The organism is Streptomyces sp. RLB3-17 (assembly GCF_007113425.2).
GTDB lineage: Bacteria > Actinomycetota > Actinomycetes > Streptomycetales > Streptomycetaceae > Streptomyces > Streptomyces mirabilis_D.
The window spans coordinates 3,313,684-3,331,321 of the sequence record NZ_CP041610.2 but is presented as its reverse complement, the minus strand read 5'-3'; the positions used below and the strand labels follow the sequence as shown (position 1 = coordinate 3,331,321).

Sequence of the window (17,638 nt, the reverse complement as noted above, 5' to 3'; positions counted from 1 at the left end):
AGCCTATAGCGGGGGGAGCGCGGGGAGTGGCCCGCCATCGACGCTCAGCCCCGAACCGTCGCGCCGTCCGCAGAGCCAGCCGAGCAGCGCCGGTGCGGGACCGGTCACGGTGACCTCGGGTCCGCCCTCGGCGTCGCGTCCCGTGCTCCACGCGCGCGTGGCGTCGGTGATCCGGGTGGAGGGCACCTCGGGGTGCCCCGTGAACCGATCGGCGAGGAACGCGATCTCCCGTTCCACGAACTCCTCCGGGAGATCTTCGAGCTCGTACCCGATCCCCAGGTCCACGTGATGCAGCTCGACCTCGCCCCAGCGCCGGAACGGCACCCGGGCCGCGGAGTCCGTGACCCCGTTGCGCAGCTCCACCGTGCGCGACCAGTCCGCGGGGGCCGCCCCCGCGTCCTGGAACCGGGCCGCGCTCTCCCGCAGGTCCGCGAGCTGTCCGTCCAGGGGGCGCGGAGCGTCACGCTCGATGTCGGCGTCCCGGGCTTCCCCGGAGACGTACATGGGGAGCCCGTCGAGGACGTTCACGAGCGCGTCCGCGTTACGGGAGAGGTGGGCGAGCACATGGCCGCGGCTCCAGCCGGGCAGCCGTGACGGCTCGGCCGCGGAAGCGTTGTCCAGTTCGGCGGCTGCGTTGAGCAGCCGTTCGGTCGCGTCACGTACAGACGCCAGGTCGCGCACATGATCCATCATGCGGCCGACCCTAGCCCTGGCACACGTTCGGGTGAAGGTGGTCGGCCACGCCCGCAAATCGAATGCACGTGCTATACCCTCGGGTGTGGCGTCGGGCATGCTGGATGGCCCGGGATTGTTGTGAACCAGGGAAAGCAACCGGCGCTGTCAGTGGCTCCCCCTAGTCTGGGAAAGACGGGGGCCTCGGCCCCTGTCACTTCTCTCAAGAAAGGTGCGGACCGGCGTGGCCGACCGTCTCATCGTCCGTGGAGCGCGCGAGCACAATCTGAAGAATGTCTCGCTCGACCTCCCGCGCGACTCGCTCATCGTCTTCACGGGCCTGTCGGGGTCGGGCAAGTCCTCGCTGGCCTTCGACACGATCTTCGCCGAGGGACAGCGGCGTTACGTGGAGTCACTGTCCTCGTACGCCCGGCAGTTCCTCGGTCAGATGGACAAGCCGGACGTCGACTTCATCGAAGGCCTCTCCCCGGCGGTCTCCATCGACCAGAAGTCGACCTCGCGCAACCCGCGCTCGACGGTCGGCACCATCACCGAGGTCTACGACTACCTGCGTCTGCTCTTCGCGCGCATCGGCAAGCCGCACTGTCCCGAGTGCCGCCGCCCCATCACGCGCCAGTCGCCGCAGGCCATCGTCGACAGGGTTCTGGAGCTGCCCGAGGGAAGCCGCTTCCAGGTCCTTTCGCCGCTGGTGCGCGAGCGCAAGGGCGAGTTCGTCGACCTCTTCGCCGATCTCCAGACCAAGGGGTACAGCCGTGCCAGGGTCGACGGTCAGACGATCCAGCTCACCGAGCCGCCCACGCTGAAGAAGCAGGAGAAGCACACCATCGAGGTGGTCGTCGACCGCCTCACGGTGAAGGACTCCGCCAAGCGCCGCCTCACCGACTCCGTGGAGACCGCCCTCGGGCTCTCCGGCGGCATGGTCGTGCTCGACTTCGTCGACCTCCCCGAGGACGACCCCGAGCGCGAGCGCATGTACTCGGAGCACCTGTACTGCCCGTACGACGACCTGTCGTTCGAGGAGCTGGAGCCCCGCTCCTTCTCCTTCAACTCGCCCTTCGGCGCCTGCCCCGAGTGCACCGGTATCGGTACGCGCATGGAGGTCGACCCCGAGCTGATCGTCCCGGACGAGGACAAGTCCCTCGACGAGGGCGCCATTCACCCCTGGTCGCACGGGCACACCAAGGACTACTTCGGGCGCCTCGTCGGAGCCCTCGCCGACGCGTTGGGATTCCGGACCGACATCCCCTTCGCCGGTCTCCCGCAGCGCGCCAAGAAGGCCCTGCTCTACGGCCACAAGACGCAGATCGAGGTGCGCTACCGCAACCGGTACGGGCGCGAGCGTGTCTACACCACCCCCTTCGAAGGGGCCGTCCCCTTCATCAAGCGGCGGCACAGCGAGTCCGAGAGCGACGCCAGCCGCGAGCGCTTCGAGGGCTATATGCGCGAGGTGCCCTGCCCCACCTGTGAGGGCACCCGCCTCAAGCCGCTCATCCTCGCCGTCACCGTCATGGAGAAGTCGATCGCGGAGGTCTCCGCGATGTCGATCAGCGACTGCGCGGACTTCCTGGGCAAGCTGAAGCTCGACGCGCGCGACAAGAAGATCGCCGAGCGCGTCCTGAAGGAGGTCAACGAACGGCTGCGCTTCCTGGTCGACGTCGGCCTCGACTACCTGTCGCTCAACCGCGCGGCCGGCACGCTCTCCGGCGGCGAGGCCCAGCGCATCCGCCTGGCCACTCAGATCGGCTCCGGCCTCGTCGGCGTCCTGTACGTCCTCGACGAGCCGTCCATCGGCCTGCACCAGCGCGACAACCACCGGCTGATCGAGACCCTGGTCCGGCTGCGTGACATGGGCAACACGCTCATCGTCGTCGAGCACGACGAGGACACCATCAAGGTCGCCGACTGGGTCGTCGACATCGGCCCCGGCGCGGGTGAGCACGGCGGCAAGGTCGTGCACAGCGGCCCCTTGAAGGAACTGCTCGCCAACGCCGAGTCGATGACCGGCCAGTACCTGTCGGGCAAGAGGGAGATCCCGCTTCCGGACATCCGCCGCCCCGCCGACCCGGGCCGCAGGCTCACCGTGCACGGCGCCCGTGAGAACAACCTCCAGGACATCGACGTGTCCTTCCCGCTGGGCGTGCTCACGGCGGTCACGGGTGTCTCGGGTTCCGGCAAGTCGACGCTGGTCAACGACATCCTGTACACACACCTGGCGCGCGAGCTCAACGGCGCCCGGAACGTTCCCGGGCGGCACACGCGTGTGGACGGCGACGACCTCGTCGACAAGGTCGTGCACGTCGACCAGTCGCCCATCGGCCGCACCCCGCGGTCGAACCCGGCCACGTACACCGGAGTCTTCGACCACGTCCGCAAGCTGTTCGCCGAGACGACCGAGGCGAAGGTGCGGGGCTACATGCCCGGCCGCTTCTCCTTCAACGTCAAGGGCGGCCGCTGCGAGAACTGCTCGGGCGACGGCACGATCAAGATCGAGATGAACTTCCTGCCGGACGTGTACGTCCCCTGCGAGGTCTGCCACGGGGCGCGCTACAACCGGGAGACCCTGGAGGTCCACTACAAGGGCAAGTCCATCTCCGAGGTTCTCGACATGCCGATCGAGGAAGCCCTCGGCTTCTTCGAGGCCGTCCCCGCGATCGCCCGGCACCTGCGCACGCTCAACGACGTCGGTCTCGGCTACGTCCGGCTCGGCCAGTCCGCGCCGACGCTGTCCGGCGGCGAGGCCCAGCGCGTCAAGCTCGCCAGCGAGCTGCAGAAGCGTTCCACGGGCCGCACGGTGTACGTGCTGGACGAGCCGACCACCGGTCTGCACTTCGAGGACATCAGCAAGCTGATCACGGTGCTCTCCGGTCTGGTCGACAAGGGCAACACGGTCATCGTCATCGAGCACAACCTCGACGTCATCAAGACCGCCGACTGGGTCGTCGACATGGGCCCGGAGGGCGGCAACGGCGGTGGTCTCGTGGTGGCCGAGGGCACGCCCGAGCAGGTCGCCGGGGTTCCGGCCAGCCACACCGGCAAGTTCCTGCGCGAGGTCCTGGGCGCGGACCGGATCAGCGACGCCGCCTCCGTACCGGCTCCCCGCAAGGCGGCCGGCAAGAAGGCGGTCGCGGCCAAGTCGACGGCGAGGAAGACGACCACGAAGGCCGTGAACAACACGGCCACGAAGAAGGCCGCCGCGGCCACCAGCACGACGGCCACGAAGAAGGCGACCCCCGCGAAGAAGGCCACGCGGGCACGCAAGGCCTGATCCGGCCGGACGGGCCAGGCCCGACACATCAGGAAGAACACGGTGCCCCATGGGAACTCCCCATGGGGCACCTCCCGTTGCTCGGTCAGCCGCCCTTGGAGCACATCGGTCTCAGTGGGTCCAGCTGTCCGGCTCAGTGGGTCCAGCTGTCTCAGGGGGCGTCGAGTTCCGCGGCGAACGGCGGTTCCGCGCCCGCTCGTGAGCAGGTGATCGCCGCCGCGCGGGCCGCGAACCGCAGCAGCTCGCTCCAGCCGTCGGGGCCCAGCTCGGCCAGCGCCGCCGGGGACAGCGCGTCCCGTGCGGCCAGGCCGTGCAGCAGGGCCGCGTTCACCGTGTCTCCGGCGCCGATGGTGTCCACGACCTCGACCGGTTCACCTGGCACGGAGTGGACGGAGCCGTCCTGGGTGAACACCGTCAGGCCGTCGCCGCCCTGGGTGATCACGACGGCCGCGGGACCGGACGCCAGCCACTCGCGCGGGGTGCCGCCCAGCCACAGCGCGTCCTCCTCGGAGAGCTTGAGGAGCGACACCGACGGCAGCCAGCTCTTGAAGCGGGCCCGATAGGCGTCCGCATCGGGGATGAGCACGGCCCGGATGTTCGGGTCGAGCGTGGTGAACACGCCGCGCGCGGCAGCGGCCCGCATCAGCTCCTCGTAGGCGCTCGCGCCCGGCTCCAGGACCAGCGAGCAGGTCCCGAAGGACACCGCCCGGGTGGCGTCAGGGAGGCGCTCCGGCGCGGCGAACAGGCGGTCGGCCGTGCCCTCGACGTAGAAGGAGTACGCCGCCGAGCCGTCCGCGTCGATGGAGGCGACCGCGAGGGTCGTCGGCTCCGTCCCGCGCTGCACCGAGGACACGTCGACGCCCGCCTCGCGCAGCCCGCCGAGGAGCGCATCGCCGAAGGCGTCGTACGAGACCCGGGAGCAGAAGGCGGTGGGGGAGCCGAGGCGGCCCAGCGCCACCGCCGTGTTGTAGGGGCCGCCGCCGCGTGCGGGCCGCAGGCCGACGAGCGCGCCCGCGCCCTGCGGTACCAGGTCGATCAGGGCCTCACCGGCGACGACGATCACGACAGGGATCCTTTCGCGGGACTGTTCTGACTCAGGTCGGTGGGGGAGGCCCCCGATGTCCCGGGGGGCTCGGCGCAGCCGCACGAGGTGCGGTGGACGAAGGCGCAGGGGAGCCGCACGGTGCGGGCCGGGTGGTCCGGCGAGGCGAGCCGTTCCAGGAGCAGCCGGACGGCTTGCGCGCCGATCTCCTTGCTGGGCTGGGAGATCGCGGTCAGCCGGGGCGCGAACAGATCCGCCCAGGCGAAGTCGTCGAAGCAGCACAACGCCAGGTCGTCCGGCACGGACAGACCGCGTTCGCGCAGGGCGCGCAGGGCCCCCATGGTCATCGCGTTGTTTCCGGTGACCAGCGCGGTCGGGGGCGCCGCCAGGGACAGCAGCGCGTCGGTGGCACGTTCGGCGGCCGTCGCCTCGGAGTCGCCGTGCGCCACGAGCCGTTCGTCGTAGGGGAGCCCGGCGCCCGCGAGGCCGTGTCGGTAGCCGGAGATCCGCTCGTTCGTGGTGCTGAGCCCGGGCAGGCCCGCGACGAGCCCGATGCGTCGGTGACCCCGTTCGGCGAGATGCCCGACCAGCCGTGCCATCGGCTCGGCGTTCTCGGCGCAGACCTGGTCGAAGCGGAAGGGGTGGTCGGCCGGGGCCTCCACCAGGCGGTCCAGGAAGACGGTCGGCACGTTGTGCTGCCCGAGGTAGCGCAGGAGCGCGTCCGGATCGGCGGAGGGCGCGACGATCAGACCGTCGACGCGTCGCTCGTGCAGCAGCTGGACGACCTTCCGCTCGTGCTGGGGATCGTCGTGCGGATCGGCGAGGAGCAGCCCGTACCCGTGCTCCAGGGCGCCCGCCTCGACGCCCTGGAGGATCTCCGTGAAGTACGGGTTGCTGATCGCCGACACCGCGAGGCCGATGGACCGGGTGCGTGCGGTGACCAGCGAACGGGCCAGGGTGTTGGGCGTGTAGCCGAGCGCGTCGATGGCGTCCAGGACGGCCTGGCGGGTGTGGGGCAGCACGGGGCGTGTGTCGTTGAGCACATGGGAGACGGTCGCCACGGACACTCCCGCGTGCGCCGCCACGTCGACCATCGTTGCCATCGCCCTGCCTCGCCTCTCCCCGGGCGACCCACTGGGGCCCTTCCCGGACTCTCGGCCTGTTCCGGCGGGAACCTATCGCATCCGGCGGTGGACGTAAACGCTTGCGCAAACGTTTACGTCCCGTCACCCGCCCCTATGAGGACCCCCTCGGGGCGGAATCATCCCTACCGGTATCGTCGACACACGCCCGGCCCCGACCTGTGGAGACGCCATGCCTGCCCGCCGTACCGTCCTGCGAGGAGCGGCGCTCGCCCCGGTCGCCGGGGTTGCCCTCAGTGCCTGCTCCGGGGGCAGCGGGGGCGGGACGCCGGCGGCGCCGACCGCGCCGGTCGAGCTGGGTGCGGAGAGCGAGGTCGCCAAGGGCGGCGCCAAGCTGTACCGGGAAGAGAACGTCGTGGTCAGCCGCGCCGAGAACGGCTCCCTGAAGGCGTTCAGCACGATCTGCACGCACGCCGGGTGCGCCATCAACAAGCTTCAGGGCACGACGCTGATCTGCCCGTGCCACGGCAGCGAGTTCGACGCGGCGACGGGCAAGGTGCTGCAGGCCCCTGCCACCGTGCCGCTGAAGGAGCTGTCCGTGCAGGCCAAGGGTGGCAGGATCGTCGCGGGTCCCTGACCGGGGGTGCGGTGACGCCGCGTCCCCGGCCGGCCGGGTTCACTCCCAGTCCCAGCCGATGCCCACGATGCCCGACCGCACCCGCGGCTCGACGAGATGCACCGAGCGATGGCGCCCGCTGAGGGGGAGCTCCTGGCGGCCGCTGCGTGGCGCCGCCGCCGAGTGCTGGGTGAACCGGTGGCAGCGCACGGGCAGCGCATCCTCGGCGAACCGCACCTGGAGGGCGTACTGCCCGCCCGCGAAGCCGAACCCGCGTACGTACTCGCTGGACGCACCGGCCGTGCCGTCCTCGAAGCCGTAGCGGAAGAGGAACGTATCTCCCGCGCGCAGCCGCGTGTCGAAGAGCAGCTCGGCGACCATCACTCCGGTGTCGTGGTGCCAGCGCACCCGTCCCGTGCGGCAGTTCTCCAGGGCTCGGACCGCCGTGCGCTCCGGGGCGCAGCCGGGGTCGCCGTGGTGGACGGCCACATAGCGGTCCACACCGTCCTTGTGGGCCCGCACGATGTGGTGGGACTCGCGCGCGAGCAGCTCCCGGTGCGTGCCTATCCGGACGAGTTCGTGGTGGCCGAGGGTGTGCATGCCGCCGTCGAGCGGTGACTCCAGCTCGGCCAGGAGCCGCTCCAGGACGCCGGAGGCCTCCACCAGGGAGCGGTACGAGCGGCCGGTGGGGCGCTGGGGGTCGCAGCGCTGGTCTGCCTTGGCCAGCAGCCGGATCAGCGACTCGTCGGGGAGCTGGAGGATCTCCTCCAGGGCGCGTACGGCGCGCAGCGACTCGGGGCGCTGCGGGCGCCGGGCGCCCTGCTGCCAGTAACTCAGGCTCGTGACCCCGACTTTGACCCCGTACCGAGACAGATGGTGCTGTACGCGCTGCAGGGGCAGGCCCCGTGCGGCGATCGCGGCGCGCAGTGCGACATGGAAGGGGCCTCCCGCCAGGGCCGTCTCCAGTTCGGCAATGGCGACGTCCGCGTGCTGTGTGCCGTACCGCATGCAGGGGCCTTTCTGTGAATGTTCACAACGGCTGGTCAGACCGTTGGATGCAGGTCGTCGGGGGCGCCCGGCCGGCGCGCGGGGCTTGTTCACACGCGCCTGTCGCCGTCCACGACCCCGAGTTCCCACGCATTGAAGCGTGTTGACCAAGCCCCGACAACACCTGATACGCAACCTACTCAACCTGCTGTACCGCCCTCTGGCCGATCCGCGATCACGGTCCCGGCGGCTGAGTCCACAGGCGGGCCGGGAGGCCGTCGCGGTGTCAGCCCTCGCCAGTAGGGTGTGTGACATGGCCGACCCCTCCAGCTACCGCCCCAAGCCGGGACAGATCCCGGACTCTCCCGGGGTGTACAAATTCCGCGACGAGCACCGCAGGGTGATCTACGTCGGAAAGGCGAAAAGCCTGCGCCAGCGTCTGGCCAGCTACTTCCAGGACCTGGCGAGCCTGCACCCCCGCACCCGCACGATGGTCACCACGGCCGCGTCCGTGGAGTGGACGGTGGTGTCCACGGAGGTCGAGGCGCTCCAGCTGGAGTACTCCTGGATCAAGGAGTACGACCCCCGGTTCAACGTCAAGTACCGCGACGACAAGAGTTACCCCTACCTCGCGGTGACGATGAACGAGGAGTTCCCGCGTGTGCAGGTGATGCGCGGCCACAAGCGCAAGGGCGTGCGCTATTTCGGTCCGTACGGGCACGCGTGGGCGATCCGCGACACCGTCGACCTGCTGCTGCGCGTCTTCCCGGTCCGCACCTGCTCGGCGGGCGTCTTCAAGAACGCCGCCCGCACCGACCGCCCCTGCCTGCTCGGCTACATCGGCAAGTGCTCCGCCCCCTGCGTCGGGCGGGTCTCCGACGAGGAACACCGTGAGCTGGCCGAGGAGTTCTGCGACTTCATGGCCGGCCGTACGGGGACGTACATCCGCCGCCTCGAGCAGCAGATGACGGACGCGGCCGAGGAGATGGAGTACGAGCGGGCGGCCCGTCTGCGCGACGACATCGAGGCCCTGAAGAAGGCCATGGAGAAGAACGCGGTCGTGCTCGCCGACGCGACCGACGCCGACCTGATGGCCGTCGCCGAGGACGAGCTGGAAGCCGCCGTGCAGATCTTCCACGTGCGCGGCGGCCGGGTGCGCGGCCAGCGCGGCTGGGTCACCGACAAGGTGGAGGCCGTCACCACCGGTGACCTGGTCGAACACGCGCTGCAGCAGCTCTACGGGGAGGAGACGGGCGACTCCGTCCCCAAGGAGGTGCTCGTCCCGGCACTGCCCGACCCCGTGGAGCCCGTCCAGGAGTGGCTGACCGAGCGCCGCGGGTCGAACGTCTCCCTCCGCATCCCGCAGCGCGGCGACAAGAAAGCGCTCATGGAGACCGTGCAGCGCAACGCGCTCCAGGCGCTCGGCCTGCACAAGACCAAGCGCGCCTCCGACCTGACCACCCGCTCGCGCGCCCTGGAGGAGATCGCCGGAGCCCTCGACCTGGACAGTGCCCCGCTCCGGATCGAGTGCTACGACATCTCGCACCTCCAGGGGGACGACGTGGTCGCCTCCATGGTCGTCTTCGAGGACGGGCTGCAGCGCAAGAGCGAGTACCGGCGCTTCCAGATCAAGGGCTTCGAGGGCCAGGACGACGTCCGCTCCATGCACGAGGTGATCACCCGCCGCTTCAGGCGCTATCTCGCCGAGAAGGAGCGCACGGGTGAGTGGACGGACGGCGAGAACGCCTCCAGCGACGGGATCTCCCGCGACGGTGCCTCCGTCGACGGGACCTCCGCCGAAAGCGCTCTCCTGGGGAACGCCGCTCTGGAGGGTGACACCACGGGGAACGCCTTCGCGGGGAACGCCTTCACCGAGGAGGACGGCCGCCCCAAGCGCTTCGCCTACCCTCCGCAGCTCGTCGTGGTCGACGGTGGCCAGCCGCAGGTCGCGGCGGCCAAGAGGGCCCTCGACGAACTGGGCATCGACGACATCGCCGTCTGCGGTCTCGCCAAGCGCCTGGAGGAGGTCTGGCTGCCGCACGAGGACGACCCGGTGGTCCTGCCGCGCACCAGCGAGGGCCTGTACCTGCTCCAGCGGGTCCGTGACGAGGCGCACCGCTTCGCCATCACCTACCAGCGCACCAAGCGGGCCAAGCGTTTCAAGGCGAGCCCCCTGGACGAGGTGCCGGGCCTCGGCGAGACCCGCAAGCAGGCGCTGATCAAGCACTTCGGCTCGGTGAAAAAGCTGCGATCCGCGACCATCGACCAGATCTGCGAGGTCCCCGGGATAGGCCGCAAGACGGCCGAGGCGGTCGCCGTGGCCCTCGCCCAGGCGGCTCCGGCCGCACCCGCCGTGAACACGGCGACTGGAGAGATCATGGAAGACGAGGAAGTCGGGGCGCCCGTGGACACGGGCTCCCCGGAGGAGCCCGTGTCCACGGGCGCCTCACACGAGCGACGGGGGCAGGAGACATGAGCGACAACGAACGACAAGAGATCCCAGCACAGACCGAACAACCGGCCGAACAACCGGCCGGATCGCAGACCGGGCAGACGGCCGCACCACAGGCCGTCGACGAGACCCAGGGGGGTACGACGATGGAGACGCCCGCGGTGCCCGAAGCCGCCATCCCCGAGCTGGTGATCATCTCCGGGATGTCCGGGGCGGGCCGGTCGACGGCCGCCAAGTGTCTGGAGGACCTCGGCTGGTTCGTCGTCGACAACCTGCCGCCCGCGCTGATCCCCACCATGGTGGAGCTCGGCGCCCGCTCCCAGGGCAACGTGGCGAGGATCGCGGTCGTCGTCGACGTACGAGGCCGCCGCTTCTTCGACAACCTCCGTGAGTCCCTCGCCGACCTGGAGGCGAAGAACGTCACCCGGCGGATCGTCTTCCTGGAGTCCTCCGACGAGGCCCTGGTGCGCCGCTTCGAGTCCGTGCGCCGTCCGCACCCCCTCCAGGGCGACGGCCGCATCGTCGACGGCATCGACGCCGAGCGCGAGCTGCTGCGCGAGCTGCGCGGCGACGCCGACCTGGTCATCGACACCTCCAGCCTGAACGTGCACGAGCTGCGCGCCAAGATGGACGCCCAGTTCGCCGGCGAGGAGGAGCCCGAGCTGCGGGCCACCGTCATGTCCTTCGGCTTCAAGTACGGCCTTCCGGTCGACGCCGACCTGGTCGTGGACATGCGCTTCCTGCCCAACCCGCACTGGGTTCCGGAGCTGCGCCCCTTCACCGGCCTGAACGAGGAGGTGTCGGCGTACGTCTTCAACCAGCCCGGCGCCAAGGAGTTCCTCGACCGCTACACCGAGCTGCTCCAGCTCATCGCCGCCGGCTACCGCCGCGAGGGCAAGCGCTATGTGACCATCGCGGTCGGCTGCACAGGCGGCAAGCACCGCTCGGTCGCCACCTCCGAGAAGCTCGCCGCCCGCCTCGCCTCGCAGGGCGTGGAGACCGTGGTCGTCCACCGGGACATGGGGCGCGAGTGACCGGACGTGCCGCACTGCGGCTGAGCAGGCTGCGCCGGGTCGCCTCCGAGGGACGCGGCGACAGGCCCGCCGAGGCGCGCGGCGGGAAGCCGCGCCGTCGGGGTGCCCAGCCCAAGGTCGTCGCCCTCGGCGGCGGCATGGGGCTGTCCGCCTCGCTCGCCGCGCTGCGCCGGATCACCGGCGACCTCACCGCCGTCGTCACCGTGGCCGACGACGGCGGTTCCAGCGGGCGCCTGCGCGACGAGCTGGGCGTGCTGCCGCCCGGCGACCTGCGCAAGGCCCTGGCCGCGCTGTGCGGCGACGACGACTGGGGTCAGACCTGGGCCCGCGTCATCCAGCACCGTTTCCAGTCCCAGGGCGATCTGCACGAGCACGCGGTCGGCAATCTGCTGATCGTCGCCCTGTGGGAACAGCTCGGCGACCATGTCCAGGCCCTGGACCTGGTCGGCAGGCTCCTCGGGGCGCACGGCCGGGTGCTGCCCATGTCCGCCGTACCCCTGGAGCTGCAGGCCCTCGTCAAGGGGCACGACCCGGATCGGCCCGAGGACGTGGACACGGTACGGGGACAGGCGACCGTGGCCCTCACCCCAGGCGAGGTGCAGTCCGTGCACGTCGTCCCCGCCGACCCGCCCGCCGTCCCCGAGGCCGTGGCGGCGGTCCTCGACGCCGACTGGGTGGTCCTCGGTCCCGGCTCCTGGTTCTCCTCGGTGATTCCGCACCTTCTCGTGCCCGAGCTCCTCGATGCGCTCACCGAGACGAAGGCGCGCCGGGTACTCTCCCTGAACCTCGCCCCGCAGCCCGGAGAAACCGAGGGCTTCTCCCCGCAGCGTCATTTGGAGGTTTTGGGACGACACGCCCCTAAACTCGCCCTGGACGTGGTGCTGGCCGACGAGGCCGCCGTGCCCGATCGCGAACTGCTCACCGACGCCGCCCAGCGGTTCGGCGCCGCGGTCGAGCTGGCGCCGGTGGCCCGGACCGACGGATCTCCGCGGCACGACCCGGAGCTGTTGGCCGCCGCGTACGACCGTATTTTTCGGATGCATGGAAGGATCGGCCCATGGCGATGACGGCAGCGGTGAAGGATGAAATTTCCCGGCTCCCCGTCACCCGGACCTGCTGCAGAAAGGCGGAGGTCTCCGCCATTCTGCGGTTCGCCGGCGGCCTCCACCTGGTGAGCGGCCGGATTGTGATCGAGGCGGAGCTGGACACCGCGATGGCGGCGCGCCGGCTGAAGCGGGACATTCTGGAGATCTTCGGCCACAGCTCCGAACTGATCGTGATGGCGCCCGGCGGTCTGCGCCGCGGCTCCCGGTATGTCGTACGCGTCGTGGCGGGCGGCGACCAGCTGGCCCGCCAGACGGGGCTCGTGGACGGCCGTGGGCGCCCGATCCGGGGCCTCCCGCCGCAGGTGGTCTCGGGGGCCACCTGCGACGCGGAGGCGGCCTGGCGCGGGGCGTTCCTGGCGCACGGCTCGCTCACCGAGCCGGGCCGTTCCTCCTCCCTGGAGGTGACCTGCCCGGGTCCGGAGGCCGCGCTCGCGCTCGTCGGCGCCGCCCGTCGGCTCTCGATCGCCGCGAAGGCCCGCGAGGTGCGCGGCGTGGACCGCGTGGTCGTCCGCGACGGAGACGCGATCGGCGCGCTGCTCACCCGTCTCGGAGCGCACGAGTCGGTGCTGGCCTGGGAGGAGCGGCGGATGCGCCGCGAGGTCCGCGCCACGGCCAACCGGCTCGCCAACTTCGACGACGCCAACCTGCGCCGCTCGGCCCGTGCCGCCGTCGCCGCCGGAGCCCGCGTGCAGCGCGCCCTGGAGATCCTCGCGGACGAGGTGCCCGAGCACCTCGCGGCCGCCGGACGGCTGCGCATGGAGCACAAGCAGGCCTCCCTGGAGGAGCTGGGCGCGCTCGCCGATCCGCCGCTGACCAAGGACGCCGTGGCCGGCCGTATCCGTCGGCTGCTGGCGATGGCCGACAAGCGGGCCCAGGATCTCGGCATCCCCGGGACGGAGTCGAACCTCACCGAGGAGATGGCGGACAACCTCGCGGGCTGACCCGTCCGATCGATCGCCGGAAGCCCAACACGCCGGTGCCGATGTCCACTTGGGGCGTCTGCACCGGCGTTCGCGTTCCTGTGAGGCACCCTTGACTTGACCATGAAGTGTCATGAGCCTGGCATCTGTTCGCTGCTGTGGCGGACTCACGCAAGGGGGGCTCATGAGACGAAGAGCGAGAGCGATCCTCGCTACGGGCGCGCTCCTGCTGGGCGGTGCGGGCATGGCGCCCATCGCCCAGGCGCAGAACGGCGGTTCACCCAAGCCCGACGCGAACGCCGTGAAGGTGTTCCACGCGGAGATCACGAAGCAGCAGGTACCCCTGCTGCTCGCGGCCGGGCAGGACGGCCACGAACTCGGCGACACGACGTGGAAGAACGGCAAGAGCGCGGTCGAGGTCTACGTCACCGACCAGCAGGCCAAGAAGCTGGAGAAGCAGGGCGTCGACCTCACCGAGCACACCCTGACGGCCAAGGCCGAGGCGCGGGTGGAGAAGGCGGCCCAGGGCGTGTTCCGCCCGTACAGCGGCAAGGGCAATCTCCAGGAGGAGATCGTCAAGACCGGCGCCGCCCACCCCGATCTCGCCAAGGTCGTCTCCATCGGCAAGACGGTCAACGGCCAGGACATCCTCGCGCTCAAACTGACCAAGGGCGCGAAGAAGTCCAAGGACGGCTCCAAGCCGTCCGTGCTGTACATGTCCAACCAGCACGCACGCGAGTGGATCACGCCCGAGATGACACGGCGTCTGATGCACTACTACTTGGACAACTACTCCACGGACAAACGCATCAAGAAGATCGTCGACTCCACCGAACTGTGGTTCGTCCTGTCGGCCAACCCCGACGGCTACGACTACACGTTCAAGGACGCCGACGCCCGCCAGTGGCGCAAGAACCTGCGGGACGTCAACGGCGACGGGGTCATCTCCACCGGTGACGGCGTCGACCTCAACCGCAACTTCGCCTACAAGTGGGGCTACGACGACGAGGGTTCGTCACCCAACCCCACCAGTGAGACCTACCGCGGCGCGAGCCCCGGCTCCGAGCCCGAGACCAAGGCGCTCGACGCCTTCGAGAAGCGGATCGGCTTCACGTACGGCATCAACTACCACTCCGCCGCCGAACTGCTCCTCTACGGAGTGGGCTGGCAGGTGGCGACGCCCACCCCGGACGACGTGCTCTACAAGGCGCTCGCCGGAACCCCCGAGCACTCCGCGATCCCGGGCTACCACCCCCAGGTCTCCTCGGAGCTCTACACGACCAACGGCGAGGCGGACGGCCACGCGGGCAACGTCAACGGCATGGCGATGTTCACCCCCGAGATGTCGACCTGCCAGACCGCCTCGGACATCGACCCGAACGACGCCTGGAACGCGGCCGACTGCGCCTCGGTCTTCACGTTCCCGGACGACGAGAAGCTGATCGAGCAGGAGTTCGAGAAGAACGTCCCGTTCGCGCTCTCCGTCGCCGAGACCGCGGCCCACCCCGACCAGCCGTCGTCCTCGGTGGGCCTCGACGCGCCCGACTTCACCCCGGCCCCCTTCACGACGTCGTACTCCCGCGGCGCCGACCAGACGGTCTCCGTGGTCGTCCGCAAGTCCGTACGCGACAAGGAGCTCAAGTACCGCGTCAACGGCGGCCGTACGCTGGACATGGCGCTCAAGGCCTGGAAGGGCGGCGAGACCTACGGCGGCAAGGACAACCTCTACTTCGACGAGTACCGCGCCAAGGTGAAGGACGGCGACCCCGGCGACAAGGTCGAGGTGTGGTTCACCGGTGAGACCAAGAGCGGCAAGAAGACCTCCAGTACGCACTTCACGTACACCGTGGCCCAGCGGCCCAGTGCCGACACGCTGGTCGTCGCCGAGGAGGGCGCGACCGCCACGCAGTCCCAGGCCTACGTCGACGCCCTGAAGGCCAACGGCAGGAAGCCCCTCGTGTGGGACGTGGCGACCCTGGGCGCGCCCGACGCGCTCGGCGTGCTCGGCCACTTCAGGACGGTCGTCCACTACACCGGCGCCGCACGGCCGGGCAACGCCACCCAGCTCCAGCTGCGCGCCTTCCTCAACGAGGGCGGCAAGCTGATCGAGGCGGGCGAGCTGGCCGGCGGCAACGTCGACCTCGGCGGAGGCACCCTTTCGAACGACTTCAGCCAGTACTACCTGGGCGCCTACTCCCGTACGTCCACTCCGGGGGCCAACGGATTCGCCGGCGCCGGAAAGCTCACCGGCTTCACGGGGGCGCTCGGCGACGCGCCCGGCAACCCGCTGAACACGGCGGGCACCTACGGCGTCACCTCGGACTCGCTGGCGCCCGCGCAGTACCCGCAGTTCGCCTCGAGCGCGGGAGCGGGCCAGTTCGCCGGGACCGTCAACCCGTACGGGCCCTACGCGGGCTCGTACATGGCCGCCGCCGTGCACACCGACGACGCCTACAAGCGCCTCACCAGGACCATCGACCTCACCGGTGTCAGCGCCGCCGACAAGCCGACGCTGCGCACCCAACTCCTGTGGGACACCGAGCCCGGCTACGACCACGCGGTGCTCGAGGCCCACACCACCGGGGCCGACGACTGGACGACGCTGCCCGAGGCGGGCGGTGCCACCAGCACCAAGGTCCCGGCGGAGTGCGAGGCCGGATTCCTGGTCAGGGAGCACCCCTTCCTCAAGCGGTACCTGACCGTGAGTTCCACCGGCTGCGCCAACACCGGTACCAGCGGGGCGTGGAACAGCTTCACCGGCGCCTCCAGCGGCTGGCAGCAGGTCAACTTCGACCTCAGCGCGTACGCGGGCAAGTCGGTCGAGGTGTCGCTGAGCTACATCTCCGACCCGAACACCGGCGGTCACGGCGTCCTCGCGGACAACGCCTCCCTCGTCGTCGGCGGGGCGGCCACCCAGACCGAGGGCTTCGAGACCTCCCTCGGGCCCTGGAGCGCCTCCGGACCGCCTCCGGGCAGCCCCTCCGTGCTCAAGGACTGGGCGCGCTACGGAGAACTGTTCAAGACGTACGGCGGAGTCACCACGCACGACACGGTGCTGCTGGGCTTCGGCCTGGAGCACGTCACCGCGGCGGCCGACCGCGCGGCCCTCATCAAGAAGGCGCTCGGGGCGCTGAACAGCTAACCCTGTGTGACTATCTCGTCAACACCGAGGGTGTTCCGTACCCCTACTGGTGGGTACGGAACACCCTGCCGTGTATGGGGTATCTCGATGTCACCGCAGACGCCTCGGGGAGGTAGGGTCGTAGGCGGTCGGGGACATCCCATACAACTCGCCGGCACTGAGTCGGCGTACCTAACGAGGAGATCGGTTCGTGACGATCCGCGTAGGCATCAACGGCTTTGGCCGCATCGGTCGTAACTACTTCCGCGCGCTGCTGGAGCAGGGTGCTGACATCGAGATCGTGGCTGTCAACGACCTGGGTGACACCGCGACCACCGCTCACCTGCTGAAGTACGACACCATCCTGGGCCGCCTCAAGGCCGAGGTGTCGCACACCGCCGACACGATCACCGTCGACGGCCACACCATCAAGGTGCTCTCCGAGCGCAACCCCGCCGACATCCCGTGGGGCGAGCTGGGCGTCGACATCGTCATCGAGTCGACCGGCATCTTCACCAAGAAGGCCGACGCCGAGAAGCACATCGCCGGCGGCGCCAAGAAGGTCCTGATCTCGGCTCCGGCCAAGGACGAGGACATCACCATCGTGATGGGCGTCAACCAGGACAAGTACGACCCGGCGCAGCACCACATCATCTCCAACGCCTCCTGCACCACCAACTGTGTGGCGCCGATGGCCAAGGTGCTCGACGAGAACTTCGGCATCGTCAAGGGCCTGATGACGACGGTCCACGCGTACACGAACGACCAGCGCATCCTGGACTTCCCGCACTCGGACCTGCGTCGCGCCCGCGCCGCCGCCGAGAACATCATCCCGACCACGACCGGTGCCGCCAAGGCCACCGCTCTGGTCCTGCCGCAGCTCAAGGGCAAGCTCGACGGCATCGCGATGCGCGTCCCGGTCCCGACCGGCTCGGCCACCGACCTGGTCGTGACGCTGCAGCGCGAGGTCACCAAGGACGAGGTCAACGCCGCGTTCAAGAAGGCCTCCGACGACGGCGACCTCAAGGGCTACCTGGCCTACACCGAGGACCCGATCGTCTCCTCGGACATCGTCGGCGACCCGGCCTCCTGCACCTTCGACTCCTCCCTGACGATGGTCCAGGAGGGCAACTCGGTGAAGATCCTCGGCTGGTACGACAACGAGTGGGGCTACTCCAACCGTCTCGTCGACCTCACGGTCTTCGTCGGCGGCCAGCTCTAAGTCCCGGAGCAGGCACCTCTGATGTGAGAGCAGGGCTCGGGCAGCGCACAGCCGCGTTGTCCGAGCCCTGCTCTGTGCACGGATCGAACAGCCCTCCC

General features: G+C 70.0%; 12 protein-coding genes. 8 read left to right on the top strand and 4 right to left on the bottom strand.

The window, feature by feature from the left end; translation table 11 throughout:
* Positions 1–3: 3 nt before the first annotated feature.
* Positions 4–693 (bottom strand): maleylpyruvate isomerase family mycothiol-dependent enzyme, encoded by a 690-nt coding sequence (locus FNV62_RS15500; RefSeq protein ID WP_054235933.1) that lies wholly within the window; start codon positions 691–693, stop codon positions 4–6.
* A gap of 223 nt (positions 694–916) precedes the next feature.
* Here FNV62_RS15500 and uvrA point away from each other — a divergent pair, with 223 nt between their 5' ends.
* Positions 917–3,958: an excinuclease ABC subunit UvrA gene (gene uvrA, locus FNV62_RS15495; RefSeq protein WP_143601312.1), complete on the top strand. Its 3,042-nt coding sequence runs from the start codon at positions 917–919 to the stop codon at positions 3,956–3,958.
* A 151-nt stretch (positions 3,959–4,109) separates the two neighbouring features.
* Here the strand turns inward: uvrA and FNV62_RS15490 are convergent, their stop codons facing one another.
* Both FNV62_RS15490 and FNV62_RS15485 read right to left on the bottom strand, forming a co-directional pair.
* Positions 4,110–5,021: a carbohydrate kinase family protein gene (locus tag FNV62_RS15490; protein ID WP_097284208.1), complete on the bottom strand. Its 912-nt coding sequence runs from the start codon at positions 5,019–5,021 to the stop codon at positions 4,110–4,112.
* Positions 5,018–6,103, bottom strand: coding sequence for a LacI family DNA-binding transcriptional regulator (locus tag FNV62_RS15485; RefSeq protein ID WP_097284207.1), 1,086 nt, complete (start codon positions 6,101–6,103; stop codon positions 5,018–5,020). The genes FNV62_RS15490 and FNV62_RS15485 overlap by 4 nt, the downstream gene beginning before the upstream one ends.
* Positions 6,104–6,314: 211 nt before the next feature.
* On the opposite strand from FNV62_RS15485, the gene FNV62_RS15480 reads away from it, so the two are divergent.
* Entirely contained in the window at positions 6,315–6,719 is a 405-nt protein-coding gene (locus FNV62_RS15480; protein WP_060895641.1) for a Rieske (2Fe-2S) protein, read from the top strand.
* Between the two features lie 39 nt (positions 6,720–6,758).
* On the opposite strand, the gene FNV62_RS15475 is transcribed toward FNV62_RS15480, so the two are convergent.
* Positions 6,759–7,706, bottom strand: coding sequence for a hypothetical protein (locus FNV62_RS15475; protein ID WP_054235929.1), 948 nt, complete (start codon positions 7,704–7,706; stop codon positions 6,759–6,761).
* A gap of 292 nt (positions 7,707–7,998) precedes the next feature.
* On the opposite strand from FNV62_RS15475, the gene uvrC reads away from it, so the two are divergent.
* From uvrC to gap, 6 genes are all read left to right on the top strand, one after another.
* The gene (gene uvrC, locus FNV62_RS15470; protein WP_144315312.1) at positions 7,999–10,161 is read left to right on the top strand and encodes an excinuclease ABC subunit UvrC; all 2,163 of its coding nucleotides are present in this window, start codon (positions 7,999–8,001) and stop codon (positions 10,159–10,161) included.
* The gene (gene rapZ, locus FNV62_RS15465; protein WP_143607780.1) at positions 10,158–11,171 is read left to right on the top strand and encodes an RNase adapter RapZ; all 1,014 of its coding nucleotides are present in this window, start codon (positions 10,158–10,160) and stop codon (positions 11,169–11,171) included. The genes uvrC and rapZ overlap by 4 nt, the downstream gene beginning before the upstream one ends.
* Positions 11,168–12,238: a gluconeogenesis factor YvcK family protein gene (locus FNV62_RS15460; protein ID WP_054235926.1), complete on the top strand. Its 1,071-nt coding sequence runs from the start codon at positions 11,168–11,170 to the stop codon at positions 12,236–12,238. The genes rapZ and FNV62_RS15460 overlap by 4 nt, the downstream gene beginning before the upstream one ends.
* Complete coding sequence (gene whiA / locus FNV62_RS15455; RefSeq protein ID WP_010987695.1) at positions 12,229–13,218, top strand: DNA-binding protein WhiA; 990 nt, start codon at positions 12,229–12,231, stop codon at positions 13,216–13,218. Before FNV62_RS15460 ends, whiA begins: the two co-directional genes overlap by 10 nt.
* 163 nt (positions 13,219–13,381) lie before the next feature.
* On the top strand, positions 13,382–16,339 hold the full coding sequence (locus tag FNV62_RS15450; protein ID WP_143612998.1) for a M14 family metallopeptidase: 2,958 nt from the start codon (positions 13,382–13,384) through the stop codon (positions 16,337–16,339).
* A gap of 190 nt (positions 16,340–16,529) precedes the next feature.
* The gene (gene gap / locus FNV62_RS15445; protein ID WP_054235924.1) at positions 16,530–17,540 is read left to right on the top strand and encodes a type I glyceraldehyde-3-phosphate dehydrogenase; all 1,011 of its coding nucleotides are present in this window, start codon (positions 16,530–16,532) and stop codon (positions 17,538–17,540) included.
* Positions 17,541–17,638: the final 98 nt, after the last annotated feature.

Coding starts and splice junctions, on each gene's coding strand:
- FNV62_RS15500 (WP_054235933.1), bottom strand. CDS start 693: ATGATGGATCATGTGCGCGACCTGGCGTCTGTACGTGACGCGACCGAA.
- FNV62_RS15485 (WP_097284207.1), bottom strand. CDS start 6,103: ATGGCAACGATGGTCGACGTGGCGGCGCACGCGGGAGTGTCCGTGGCG.
- FNV62_RS15480 (WP_060895641.1), top strand. CDS start 6,315: ATGCCTGCCCGCCGTACCGTCCTGCGAGGAGCGGCGCTCGCCCCGGTC.
- FNV62_RS15475 (WP_054235929.1), bottom strand. CDS start 7,706: ATGCGGTACGGCACACAGCACGCGGACGTCGCCATTGCCGAACTGGAG.
- uvrC (WP_144315312.1), top strand. CDS start 7,999: ATGGCCGACCCCTCCAGCTACCGCCCCAAGCCGGGACAGATCCCGGAC.
- rapZ (WP_143607780.1), top strand. CDS start 10,158: ATGAGCGACAACGAACGACAAGAGATCCCAGCACAGACCGAACAACCG.
- whiA (WP_010987695.1), top strand. CDS start 12,229: ATGGCGATGACGGCAGCGGTGAAGGATGAAATTTCCCGGCTCCCCGTC.
- FNV62_RS15450 (WP_143612998.1), top strand. CDS start 13,382: ATGAGACGAAGAGCGAGAGCGATCCTCGCTACGGGCGCGCTCCTGCTG.